The sequence below is a fragment of the Sulfurimonas iocasae genome (genome assembly GCF_047716755.1).
GTDB lineage: Bacteria > Campylobacterota > Campylobacteria > Campylobacterales > Sulfurimonadaceae > Sulfurimonas.
In genome coordinates, this window is sequence record NZ_CP180409.1 from 2,444,834 (window position 1) to 2,457,590 (window position 12,757).

A 12,757-nucleotide genomic window follows, 5' to 3' on the forward strand; every position below is an offset into this window, starting at 1 on the left:
TCTAAAAAATTATCTTTTAAATCTTGTACTTTACTTAGTTGTAATGTTATCATCAACTACTGAGTTTCTAGATACTACACTTCTTGTATCTGGAACCATAAAAGCATACCAACTTTGTGTTCCATCACCTTCAAACCATGCACGATACCAAGCTGTGTTTGCTCTGTCAATCTCATCCCATTTTATCCATGGTTGTGGCTTAATGTTTCTATAGTACTCTGCACTTTTTGGTTTGTCAAGTCTAACATAAAGATCTGCAATAGTCTCATTTAAAGCAGCTTCTGCCAAATATAACCGTGTTTGCATAGTCTCTACGACATCATAGTACATGGAATTAGGATAGTTGTTCTTAAATTTTTGAGCCTCTTCAATAGCCTCTCCAATAAGGGCTTGATCACGTCTTGGATTTGGTAGAGCTCGATACTTAGATTTTATCTTTAAGAACTCTGCATCTTCTTTTTCGTTTGCTGTTGCATATCTTTTTATGTACTCATTTAAAAAATGCTCACTTAGAAGATACTCCTCATTAGACATATGTGCAATAGCCAAAATCATTGTTGCTTCTGGCAGAAGAGGAGAACCAATATGTTCTCCCTGCAAAGAGCTGTAATAGTTATCAGCTTTTTCTAAATCTCCACGAGAAATATTTTTAACTAGCTTACCATACCAATAAACAGCAGGTTTATTATATTCCTCAACATCTTTAGCACAACCACTAAAGAAAAGTATAGCTGTCAATGCTGTTAATAAAAAACTATTTTTAAATTTTATCAAATAATATCCCTATAAATAAATAAGTTGATATTCTACCCAAAAGATATATAACATAGGTTAAACTATTAAGATAAGAATGGTACATTTTATGCTTTAAGTGCTATAATTAATAAATATTTTTGCAAAAGGTTTTTTATGAAATTTGATATAAGTGTGCCTCTTTTAGGTTTTGAGAGCATAAAACAGGTAGAATTAGAGAAGATTGATGATGTTTTTATGAAAATGGTTTCATGTGAAGATAATCAAATATCTTTTACTCTTATAGACCCTTTTATATTAAGAGAATATGACTTTGAAATTCCAAACAATGTAAAAGAGATAATGGAAATAGATGAAAAATCAAACCTTTTAATTTTAAATATCGTTCTTATTCAGACTCCAATAGAGAGTTCTGTCGTAAACTTCGTAGGTCCATTAATCTTCAATACTGACAAGAATAGAGCCGTTCAGGTAATTCTAGCAGAATCAACAAAATATGGTGTAGCAGAAAAGATTTCAACTTTTTTAAATAAATAACATATAAGAATACCACTCTAGCCCTTTATATTGGGCTATATAAGTTAATAATTATAATACTTTCCTTAAAATAACTTATCACACTTAAGATAGTTTCACCGTTTGCATATTTTTTTTGAAATAAAGCTGTATAATAAATGCAATATAAATATAAATTGCTACATGAGCCCTTTTTTTGTGTGCACTTTTTTATTTTTAAACAAGGAGTCTGTTATGAAAACTTTTAAGAAAGCTTTTTATCTCCCGCTGCTGTTTTTAGTGTTATTTTTTATGTCAACTTCACTATTTTCATGGACTGATAACTATGGTACAGATGCACCTGCTAATTCTTCGGTAGAGCTAGACCTAGATGCTACATTTACACTTCTATATGGAGGTCTAGGAAGTAGTCTTAGAGGAGATATGAATGCAACTGGTGACTCAATTTTAACAACTACCGTTAATAGTACTTATAATGCTTTTATTACTTCAGATTACACTCTTAGCGATACCACATTTAATACTCACACTGATCCGAGAAAGCGCAACTCCTCAGAAGCCTCTTTAGATTTACCATCTTATGTAGAAGCTAAACACATCTCATTTGCTGGTCTTTTTTGGCAGGGTGGTTTACACGAGAATTTAGGTGTCGGTCTAACAACCACTCAAGTTGATGCTGCTGTCATAGGCTGGAACCAAGTCACACTTAAAACACCTGATGGAAACTATCATTCTCTAACTGCCAACTTAACAACAAAAGATACAACAAGTAAGGCATATCATTATGCTTTTAAAGATGATGATAGTTACCGATGGAACTATTCAGCCTATGTAGATGTAACTGACTTAGTAAAAAGTACATACACTGATATAAATAAGACATTTACTGTAGGACATATACTTACTACCACAGGTAAAGATTTCTCCGATAGATATTACTTTAATCATGAACCTAATCCTGATGGTTTATGGCCAGTCACTAATCTTGTTATGGGTTATTATGGAGGATGGAGTTTAATAGTAGTTTATAGTCTTGATCAAGAAACTGCATTAGCTCATCCTGAAGAAAAATTAAAAACTGTTTCTATTTATGATGGGTATGAGAACTTTGCTATTTGGGAGACTATTGACCCTTTACTGGTAAGTATTAACATAAGTGATTTTTTAACTCCAAAAAGTGGTACTATAAATAGTAAACTTTTAATATTCGGAGGAGAAGCCGATTACGGAATAGATGGTGATGTATTAGAAATATACAATCCTAACACGTTTAGTTATGACACCATTTCTAATGCTTTAAATCCTATAGGTGCTCAATTTAACAGTTCTTATACAAATTTAGGAACTGCTATGTCAACTAAGACATTCAGAAATGGTGTAGATTTAGATATATTTGATGTATCTTCTAGCATGGCTAACGGACAAACAAGCACAACTATCAACTTTGGAGTCAAACAACTTGGTGGTTCTGCTGACCAGATTTTTCCACAGGTCATAGCTTTTTCTACTGAGCTATATGAACCACAATTTTGTTATGATTATGCGTACAAGCAACAAGGAATATATTTTACAGAAGAGAACAATTCTTCTAAGGACCCTGAACTAATCGGTGATGTAATTACAGGTGAAGATATAGAGATGAAACTATTTATTAGAAATCTCGTTGATTCTGATATCTCAGTAACTGATATGACGGTTAACATTACTGACATAAATACAACTCAGGCTACTTATATTACTGATTCTACAAAATTGGCAAAAATTGGTAATATAACCCCGATAAATCTAGTTGATTCTATTGATTTAAATGTTAGTACAGATGTAAATGGGGATTATATAAGGGGAATATATGTTGGTGAAATGGGAGCAAATGATCATTTTTATGTTTACTATAGTTTAGACCCAAAACAGTCAACATTAGATATGCCAATAGCAGTAGAAGCAACTTATAATTTAGTTATCGATGCTAACACAACAATTCCTTATACTCTAACTATCGGGGCAAATATAGATATGTGTTCTAGTGGAAATTTTAGCTATGCACCAGCTAATGGGATTTTTAACGTAGTTCACAACAACTATTATGATTTAGACAGTGGTGGTAGTAGTCCATATTATAATCTTCCTACTCAAGTTACTTCCAGAGAAGGAAATTTTAAAGTTATCTCACTAGATGTTAATAATACAGATACCCTAAACCCTGCTTCAACAATAGTTGCTATAGAAATGATCGATGCATCTGCTTTTCATGATACAAATGCTTCATGTCAAGAACAGGCAAGTTCAATCAGTGAAAAAATCTGGGTAATGTTTAACAATAACTCTACATCCACTATGTTTGACCAAACTGCTTTAACTGCTGGAATAGGATTAAACAATACGCTCTCTTCTAGTGCGGAATTTTACAGTGTAGCAAAACAAAATGCAGCATTTAGAATATCTTATAATGTTTCAAATGACAATAATGAAGATTTAGTAAAAGTAGAAGAGTTAAACGGTGAGTACAAAATACTAAATTTTGCTGAAATTGTCCAAGTAGTAGGAGCATGTGCACAACCTGTAATATATCCTCTTAATGCAAATAATAATGGTATTGCAACTCAGGCTGCACAAGCATGTGGTAATTCCGGTAATTTTATATCTGCAGCACATTTACAAGCATGTATGGAGTGTATATATGGTTTCAATACTAAACTTATATGCTCAAGAGACAATTTTGCTATAAGACCTGAAGCATTTTTGATGCATGTTGATGATCAAAACCAAACAGATTCAATAAACCCGCTCACACCACAAGAAAGATTAACAACCAACTTCTCCGGTATAACTGGTGCCACTTCTAGTGTTATAAATATAGCTGCAGACTATAAATACAATCTTGAAATTAATGCTACAAACCACTTAAACAATATATCATCTCAAGGTTATACAAAATCATTTAATACCTCAACTCCTAATGATACTTCTGAATATACATGGGAACCAAGAACTATTACTACAACTAATGCGAATAGTTTTTGTAATGATGATACAAATAAGCCGGTAGACATAAGATTTTTGAATGGTTCTGTTGAAATAAATAGTTCAGTAAATCAAGTTGGAGAGTATAGACTAAACATAGCTGATACAACTTGGACTGCAGTTGATAGTGATGCTACATATATGAGTCATCATACCGGTTTATACTTTTTATCTGGGCTAGATTGTATACCAGGAAGTACAACACAAAATGTAAATTCATCTATACTCAACGGTTGTAATATAAACTCAACCCACACAAATAACGAAGCTTCCTTAGTTTATAATGATTATGACATTACTTTTCATCCATACAAATTTAATATCAATAGTGAAATTACTCTAGGCTTGAGCAATAGAGATATTAATACAACGGATGATTTTTCAAATTTTGTATATATGGCGAACATAAACAATGCAGATGATATAAACATGTCTGTTCAGGTCAATAGTATTATCACTCCTCAAGGTTATAGTGGCTCTTCTTTAACTAATTTTGTCACTGGATGCTTTGCTAAACCTTTAGATATTAACATTAGTAAATCTGCTCCTTTAAATACACAACTTGACTACAGATATGTACTAAGTGATAGAAATACTACGGGTAGTGTTAGCGGACTAATACCTAATGTAACAACTCAAGATGCAAATATAACTACACCAAATACTTTTTTTGCAAAAACTACAAATGGTGTCTTAAGCAGTATTATGAACCTTAATTTTGATAGAAATCAAAGTGTAGTTGCTAATCCTGAAAATATAAACTATTCAAAAGTTACTGTTTATGATCCAAGAACTTTTATTAATGCTGGTTTATTAACAAATAAAACAGCTAAAAGTGACATATCCATAAATGGATTAAATGGACAAAATATAACTCACTATTTTGGTAGAACTGCCGCTAGAAAAACAAGAATAGTCTGTGGTAGTTACCCATGCCTTTCCGGTGCTAATGGTGAGCCTGATGTACTTATATATTATGAAGCTTATTGTTATGGAAATACAAGTGGGAATACTTGTGACAGAACTCTTCTTCCAGATTTAGCTGGAAGATATATCCAAAAAGTAGATAGTAGATGGTATGTGAATCTAAACCATGTTGAGAGTGATGATGGAAATCTAACAGCGACAAATGAACTGACTGCTTCTGTAACTGTAACTGTACCAACCATACACACTATGACTAATGGCTACACTAAAGATTCTGTTCATAGTTATAATGGAACTAAAGGTCTGCCTTATGAAGCAACTATGCAAAGCACTGTTTCAAACTGGATTATTTATGATGAAGACAATGCTGTAGCAATAACGAACAAACACATAGTAATTTTTCAACCTGAGACAACATGGACTGGTCAATATGAGACAAATACAACAACACAAACCCAAAAAGTAAGAAGAGTAAATAGGAGAACAATGTGGTAAAAACTTCACATACATCTCAAAGATTTGCCTTTACAATGATAGAGTTGATTTTTGCTATTGTTATTATTGCTATCTCTATTATGTCTCTACCTATGATGACACAAGTAACATCTTCGGCCATGGAAAAAAATCTTGTTCAAGAAGCAATCTTTGCATCTGTTGCAGAAATAAATTTAGCTACTACTTACGTTTGGGATGAAAATTCATTAATAGATGCCAATGATAGCAGTACTGCAGAAAATGACTTATCTAGAGTTTTAAATCTCACTGCCACTTGTATTCCTACGGGAATAACTGTAAGAGGAGTTGAGATTATCAAAAAAACTGGACATGTCAATAGAAGATGTATAAATAACAACCTTACAGCTCGTTATACAGGAACAGATTATTTATACGCTTTAGAAGCTTCCAAACATCCTTCTTCTACAATATATATTGGTGATAGTACAAGTAGCGAAGGATATAAACAAAATTACAATAGCATACTAGATGTAGAAAACTGTGATAGTGCTAACTGTATAGATTTTGGGCTAGAAGCAAATAACATTGACTTAAAAGAGATTACCGTAACTGTGCAAAATGATAATAATGAGACAGTAACTCTACTTAGAACATATAGTGCAAATATTGGTGAAGTAGCCTATGCAAACGAGGTTTTACCATGATGAGTAAACAAAGATTTAAAAAAGCATTTACAATGCTAGAGCTTATATTTGTCATAGTAATTATGGGAATATTGGCAAAATTCGGCGTTGAATTCGTAGCTCAGGCATATAGCAGTTTTATCAACTCAAAAATAAATAATGAGTTACAGTCAAATTCTGCAACAGCTGTAGAATTTGTTGCTACAAGACTTCAACATAGAATCAAAGCTTCTACTATAGCTAGAGAAGATAACAATTCTTTTACTCCACTAAAAGATTATACAAATACTACAGCAAACATTTTAGAATGGGTAGGTTATGATGTTGATGGATTTAGAGGGGATATAAATCCTTACTGGAGCGGAGTTATAGATTTGAACTCTAGCTTAACTCACTCTACGCAACTCACTTCTCCAGCAACTAATACAGCCAATGTAAACTCTCTAATAAATGTTTTATCAAATACAAATAGTGATATTAATGATACAGCTATATATTTTGTAAACCCAGATTCTTTAGATTCTAACTGGGGATGGGATGCAGATACTAATAAATTTATAACCCAAAAGGGTATTGTAAATAATGAAAATGCAATTCATCCTATTTACAGCAATGGAACAAAGGCTTTTAAACCTGTAAATTCTGCTGGAGCTGACAATAATTTTAGCCAAGTAGTTGCTTATGAATTTTATCAACTGGCGTGGAGTGCTTACGCAGTTGGTATAACTGATTATAATACTACAGCAATGGGCGGTAACAATACTGGAACATTAACGCTTTGGTATGATTATCAGCCATGGAAGGGTGAAAGATATAACACGAATGGAAAGAGTCAAATTATTATGGAAAATGTAAGTTCTTTTAGGTTTATAGCAAGAGAGTCGCTAATAAAGGTTCAAGTCTGTGTTAAAAGCTTACTAATAAAAGATGAGGAGTATTCGATATGCAAAGAAAAAACTATCTTTTAATGCCCTTCAAATCTACTGCAAGGAACGTTTTTCTAAGAAAAATGTTCACTGGAAGTAGAAACAATTTGAAGGGTAATTCTAAAAAAACTTTTCGCAGCGCAATAGCAATGATAATGGCTATTGTCGTTTTGGTAGTTATTACTACTATTATGGCTCTTTCATTATCACTATCTACACAAACAACAAAAAGAACAACAGACTTATATCTTTATGAGCAGTCAGTTTTGCTCTCTCATAGTGCAGCTGAATATGCAATGCTTAAAATATCTCAACAAGCTCCATGTAGTCTTTCAAATTTAGACTTCAGATACAATAAGACTTACGATATTAATATTACAATGAGTTATATCTATTTTAGTGGTAGTTCTTGTGATACAAACTCAACATCAGATTACACAGCCATAACACACCCAAACTCTGATGGCAGTGTTTTAATGGATATAGCGATAACAGCAAATCCAACAGGAACAACTGAACCTATCCGTTATTTTAAAAGAAGCATCCAAAAATTATAATTTATCTAAACTTTTTAATGTTATAATCTACTAACTAATTAACTTTAGTGGCCCATGCGGCCCAAGCGAAACAAAAGGAACTTAATTCCTTTTGTGAACTAACAATATAAAAGGTCAAATTATGAATATTTCTCTTACAGGAAGACAGTTAGAACTTACTGAGCCAATTAAAGCTCATATGAATACATCTATTGAGACGCTTACTAAATACAATATGGATATTATTTCTGTAAATGTTGTAGCTTCTACTCAAACAAAAAAAGGTAAAGAGCACTCAGTTGTTGAGTTCGTTATAAACCTTGCTCACAAAAACTCTGTAATCATCAAGCAAAATGATGGTGATTTATACGCTGCTATTGACTTAGCTATATCTCGTGCTCAAAAAGCCCTACGTCGTATGCATGACAAAGATGTTGGACATCGTAAAGTCGGTCTTAACGAGATTAAGTCAGAAAATGTAAATGTTAAAGAAGAAGCACAAGCTAACGAAGATGAAATTGTTCCAGTTGAACTTGATCTTTACAAACCTCGTGAAGTTGAAGATGTTTTAAACGATATAAAAGATAGTGGTAAACTATTTGAAATTTTCTTAGACAACGAAGACAAAACTCGTGTTCTTTACAAAAGAAATGACGGTAGATTCGGATTGTACTAAACACTACGCAGAAGTAAAGACTTCTTTACTTCTGCAACTATATCTTCATCCTCAGCCAAATCAACCCACTTAAACTGACTTCCACTCTGTGAACTTCCCTTAAGTAAATCACCACTCTTTCTAAACTTCAAATCCAAATTTGCAATATCAAAACCACTTATTGTATCTACAAATCTATCAAGCCTCTCAGATGAACTTTGATTTGTATAGAGATAACAGTAGCCTTTTAGTCCTGTTCTACTCACCCTGCCTCTTAGTTGATGCAGAGTTGAAAGCCCTAATCTCTCAGCTCCCACTATCACAACTGTAGTAAGTCTTGGGAGAGATATACCAACTTCTACAACTGTTGTAGCAATAAGTAAGCTTCCCTTTTCTCTAAACTCTAGTAAAACCTCTTCTTTTTGCTTGTCTTTTCCGTGAGTCACATAAACATTTTTAAAGCTCTTCTCCCAATATCCTCGAGCCTCATCAATACTCTGATACTCTAAAAATTCACTCTGTTCAACCAAAGGATAGACTAAAAGAACTTGATTGTTTTTACTTATCTCAGACTCTATATGTTCTAGTAATTCTTTGAAATCACTTTTATGTATTACTTTACTTGTTATATCTTTAGTAAATGGTGTAGAAGTTATCAGACTAACATCTATATGAGCAGTTTCTATCATGGCTTGAGTTCTTGGAATAGGAGTGGCGCTAAACTGTAAGAAATGGGGCTTCTTTTTTCCACTGCTGACTAACTTCTCCAGCATATTTCTTTGAACTGTTCCAAACCTGTGCTGCTCATCTACCATAACAAGTCCAGCATCTGGAAGTTCTCTATAAAGCAGTGCATGAGTACCGATAATAAAATCAAACTCATCTAAATCAATCTTTTTGGATTTATTGGTCACTAAAACACTCTTTGCATCTGGTAAAAACTTTTGTGCTTCTTCAAAAAGCTGATTTGCAAGTATCGTAGTTGGAGCCATCAGTATCGAGCGATGTGGTAACATCATATATGCACTAGCTAAAATAACCATAGTTTTACCGCTTCCAACATCGCCTACTACCATACGTTTAGAAGCCGCGTCTTTGTTAAAGTCAACTCTAATATCTTCTATCGCATCTATCTGTTCGTTTGTAAGTTTAAAAGGAAGTGAAGAAGCCCAAGCTTCATAGCTGGCATCTACTTTTACTATTGGCTCAAAGTATCTTCTTTTTGCAGATAATTGTTTCATATAACTGAATAGCTCTAAATACTTAAGAGCATCTATTGTTTTAGTATCTAGCTCTTTTAGGTTTATTAGATTCTTTGGAAAGTGAAGCTTTAAAACTTCTAGCGCTATTTCTTCTTTTAAGCCCTCTGAGAGTAAATTTTTCAGTATCAAGTTGTTTTGTATCAGGCGAAGCATTACGTCAGCTCTCAAGGCTGATTTGTACTTTGGAGTGATAGCACCGACACTTGTCGTTTTTCTAGGCATTGTCATACTGCAATTTCCAGTTTTACAATCAATAACACCATAAAAGTAGTCTCTATCTCCGACTTTAAATTGATGCATCATATATGGCTTTGGACGAAATAAAACCCCGCTTATTGTGTGACCTAGATTGTGTGCATAAAAAGTTATCTGGATTGTATTTGGGGCACGAAAGACGGATTCTACAGTTGCATCTATAAGTTGTGGTTTCCCCATTTGAATAGTAGAGTGAAGAGTCAGGTCTTCGTAAGAGTGAGGAATGTTTAGGGCGAGTTCACACCAAGAGTTAACACCTAGCTTTTTAAACTTCGCTTGCATATCTTTAGTGAGGTTCATTTCATTTCCTTGAGTTACTAATACTACCTCTTTTTGTGAATCTCATATAAAAATATTGCAAATTGCAATAAATACTAAACTTTATTTAGTAACTATTGCAAAACTCATCTCTAATATCTCTTTATGACTTTTGATAAACTCATTTAAATCTTTTAGTTTTAACTCTTTAATTAGCTCCAACTCTTTTACAGAGTGACCTAACTCTTGACCTTTATAAAAGTCCATAAAAGTACGATTTAGTCTTTGACTCATAGTCTCAACTCTTAGAGGTTCACTTCCAAGCAAAAACTTTTTAGTCTGCTCTAACTCATCTTTTGTTACACCATTTTTAACAAACTCTGCAATAACTTCTTTAACAGTCTTTTGAGCATCTTCAAGAGAGTCTAGTTTTGTTTGTAAGTAACCTGTCATATAACTGCTGGATTTACTAACACTAACTCTTGCATAAGCTGAGTAAGCCAAGCCCTTTTTGACTCTTATTTCTTCCATAAGACGTGAACCAAAACCACCTGTTCCTAAAATATATGTAGCAACTCTAGCTTTGTAGTAATCATCAGAATCATGGTTAACGTTGTATGGTGAACCAAAATATACATATGCTTGTTGAGTATCTTTTTTTAAAACAGACTCTGAAGCTTTTTTAGAAACATTATAGTGAGACAAAGGAGTTAATTTACCTTTTGGCATAGCCTGAATAATTTTTACTACCTCAACTTTTACATCGTTTATATCTACATCACCACCAACTACTACTATAAGTCTTGAACTAACTAGATGCTCTTTTACAAAAGCTTTTACATCTTCTAGTTCTATGCTTTTAACACTATCAAGTGTTCCAGATGCAGGGTTTGCTAGTGGAGTCCCTTTAAATAAAACGGCCTTCAACTCATTAGATGCAACATAATCAAAATCATTTGCTTTTGAACTTAGTGCTCCCATAGTTGTAGTTTTTACTTTACTTATAGCTTCTTCAGAAAAGTTAGGGTCTTTTAAAAGAGAAGCAAGTTTTTTTACTCCTTCTAAGAACTCCTCTTTTAAACAACCTACTTCCATAACAAAAGTCTCTTTGCCAGTTGATGAAGATATATGAATTGCTTTACTCTCTAAAGACTCAGCAAAAGCAGATGAGCCAAGTTTTTTAGTTCCCTCGCTCATAACTCTTGCACTAAACTTAGCAAGTCCCGGTTTTTTAGTATCAGTTATACTACCGCTATTTTGAAAAACAAACTGCATAGTTACAAGTGGAAGTCTTTTATCTTCTTCAAAAATCAAAGGTACTCTCAACCCGTTTGTTTCAATATATTCTATAGTTGCTGCCATTATTATTTGTCCTGTTATTAGTAAAGTTAGTAAAAGTTTCATCATCTCTATTATATTCTCCTATCACTAAAGCTTCGCCCTAAAGCGATTTTTGATTAAGCAAACTTCTTTAAAGTCTCATACGCTGTATTTCTCACAGCTGGAATCTCGCCTATATCTTTTATAAGCTCAACCATCTCTTCTTTTGCCATAGAGTAAGCTGCACCCGCACTGCTTACAACATTCTCTTCCATCATCGTAGAGCCTAAGTCATTTGCTCCAAATCGAAGAGCCATCTGACCGATGTAAGCACCTTGTGTAACCCATGAACTCTGGATGTTTGGCACATTATCAAGGTAGAGTCGAGCAACCGCTAAAAGTCTCAAGTAACGATTTGATGATGGTTTATCCATATCTGGGATGAGTCTTAAAAGCTCAGTATTTTGCCCCTGAAAGCTCCACATAATAAAAGCTCTAAATCCACCCGTCTCATCTTGAAGTTTTCTTACCATTTCAAAGTGATCAATTATATCTTCATCACGCTCAACTGTTCCGTACATCATTGTTGCTGTTGACATGATGTCAAGTTTATGAGCTTTTCTATGAATGTCTATCCAAACTTCAGAGTCAATTTTTTTAGGTGCGATTATATCACGAACTTCATCACTAAGTATCTCAGCGCCAGCACCAGGTATAGATGCAAGACCTTTAACTTTTAGTCTCTCTAAAACTTCTTCAACACTGATGCGAGAAACCTTAGCTATAAAGTCTATCTCAATAGATGAAAAACCATGAATAGTAATCTCTGGATATTTAGTATGAATATGCTCAACTAAATCTTCGTACCACTCTATCTTTAGTTTTGGATGCACTCCACCTTGAAAAAGTATCTGAGTTCCGCCTATTTCTAAAAGCTCATCTATCTTTTCATCTATCTCATCAAATGTAAGAACATAAGCATCCGCATCTTTTTCATGTCTGTAAAATGCACAAAACTTACAGTCAACCCAGCAAATATTTGTATAGTTTATATTTCTATCTACAACAAAAGTAGTTATTCCCTTTGGATGAAGCTCTTTTTTACGAGCAGATGCCATACGTCCCAGTTCTTTTAAATCAGCATTTTTGATTAGATCTAATGCTTCTTCTTTAGTTAATCTTTTCATAA

The 12,757-nt window shown here is 33.4% G+C and carries 10 protein-coding genes; 6 read left to right on the forward strand and 4 right to left on the reverse strand.

The annotated features are described in order from the left end of the window. Nucleotides 1-30 precede the first annotated feature (30 nt). Entirely contained in the window at nucleotides 31-774 is a 744-nt protein-coding gene (locus ACLHDE_RS12375) for an outer membrane protein assembly factor BamD (RefSeq protein ID WP_415396722.1), read from the reverse strand. 135 nt (nucleotides 775-909) lie between these two features. On the opposite strand from ACLHDE_RS12375, the gene fliW reads away from it, so the two are divergent. The 6 genes from fliW (at nucleotide 910) to hpf (ending at nucleotide 8,494) form a co-directional block, all read left to right on the forward strand. Beyond that, nucleotides 910-1,290, forward strand: coding sequence for a flagellar assembly protein FliW (gene fliW / locus ACLHDE_RS12380; RefSeq protein ID WP_415396723.1), 381 nt, complete (start codon nucleotides 910-912; stop codon nucleotides 1,288-1,290). A gap of 213 nt (nucleotides 1,291-1,503) precedes the next feature. Beyond that, complete coding sequence (locus ACLHDE_RS12385; RefSeq protein ID WP_415396724.1) at nucleotides 1,504-5,712, forward strand: hypothetical protein; 4,209 nt, start codon at nucleotides 1,504-1,506, stop codon at nucleotides 5,710-5,712. Further along, entirely contained in the window at nucleotides 5,706-6,377 is a 672-nt protein-coding gene (locus tag ACLHDE_RS12390; RefSeq protein ID WP_415396725.1) for a type II secretion system protein, read from the forward strand. The genes ACLHDE_RS12385 and ACLHDE_RS12390 overlap by 7 nt, the downstream gene beginning before the upstream one ends. Continuing rightward, nucleotides 6,374-7,324 carry a type II secretion system protein gene (locus tag ACLHDE_RS12395; RefSeq protein ID WP_415396726.1) on the forward strand — a complete coding sequence of 317 codons (951 nt, stop codon included), beginning with the start codon at nucleotides 6,374-6,376 and terminating at the stop codon, nucleotides 7,322-7,324. Before ACLHDE_RS12390 ends, ACLHDE_RS12395 begins: the two co-directional genes overlap by 4 nt. Continuing rightward, on the forward strand, nucleotides 7,300-7,839 hold the full coding sequence (locus tag ACLHDE_RS12400) for a hypothetical protein (RefSeq protein WP_415396727.1): 540 nt from the start codon (nucleotides 7,300-7,302) through the stop codon (nucleotides 7,837-7,839). Before ACLHDE_RS12395 ends, ACLHDE_RS12400 begins: the two co-directional genes overlap by 25 nt. Before the next feature lie 121 nt (nucleotides 7,840-7,960). Then, on the forward strand, nucleotides 7,961-8,494 hold the full coding sequence (gene hpf, locus ACLHDE_RS12405) for a ribosome hibernation-promoting factor, HPF/YfiA family (RefSeq protein ID WP_415396728.1): 534 nt from the start codon (nucleotides 7,961-7,963) through the stop codon (nucleotides 8,492-8,494). Here the strand turns inward: hpf and recG are convergent. The 3 genes from recG to ACLHDE_RS12420 all read right to left on the reverse strand — a co-directional run bounded on the left by recG (nucleotide 8,491) and on the right by ACLHDE_RS12420 (nucleotide 12,755). Beyond that, nucleotides 8,491-10,290: an ATP-dependent DNA helicase RecG gene (gene recG / locus ACLHDE_RS12410; RefSeq protein ID WP_415396729.1), complete on the reverse strand. Its 1,800-nt coding sequence runs from the start codon at nucleotides 10,288-10,290 to the stop codon at nucleotides 8,491-8,493. The two genes, hpf and recG, sit on opposite strands and share 4 nt — an antisense overlap. A gap of 81 nt (nucleotides 10,291-10,371) precedes the next feature. Continuing rightward, nucleotides 10,372-11,655 carry a M16 family metallopeptidase gene (locus ACLHDE_RS12415; protein ID WP_415396730.1) on the reverse strand — a complete coding sequence of 428 codons (1,284 nt, stop codon included), beginning with the start codon at nucleotides 11,653-11,655 and terminating at the stop codon, nucleotides 10,372-10,374. A gap of 50 nt (nucleotides 11,656-11,705) precedes the next feature. Further along, nucleotides 11,706-12,755 (reverse strand): dehypoxanthine futalosine cyclase, encoded by a 1,050-nt coding sequence (locus ACLHDE_RS12420; protein WP_415396731.1) that lies wholly within the window; start codon nucleotides 12,753-12,755, stop codon nucleotides 11,706-11,708. Between the last annotated feature and the right edge of the window lie 2 nt (nucleotides 12,756-12,757).